Origin of the sequence: Hungatella sp. SL.1.14 (genome assembly GCF_024460495.1) — a bacterium.
Classification (GTDB): Bacteria; Bacillota; Clostridia; order Lachnospirales; family Lachnospiraceae; genus Hungatella; species Hungatella hathewayi.
Map to the genome: position 1 here is coordinate 1 of NZ_JANFYJ010000280.1, position 306 is coordinate 306.

At 42.2% G+C, this 306-nt stretch carries 1 pseudogene; it reads right to left on the reverse strand.

Annotation, left to right across the window (positions count from 1 at the left end):
* A pseudogene (locus tag NE473_RS30990) lies at nt 1–306 on the reverse strand (tyrosine-type recombinase/integrase); the annotation flags it as partial.

Sequence of the window (306 nt, forward strand, 5' to 3'; positions counted from 1 at the left end):
AGCTGATCAGATGCACCCATCGGCTCAGCGATTATATTGGATTCCATTATGACCTGGAGATACTTTTCAAACATTCTGATAGTGTGTGAACGATGAGCTGATCCGGAACTGCTGGCTTTGATCTGATTCGGGCAATCCGGGAGTATATCTATCCATGATGTGACAGTTTCTGCCGAGTGTTCCAGATGGTTAAGTTCCAGGAACATGAAATACCATGTGAAATCATTGCGATAAACAGCTTTTGATGATTTCATGTATTTCCAATCGTCCAAAGCGTCTAGATATTCATCAGCTTTAAGAGCGAGA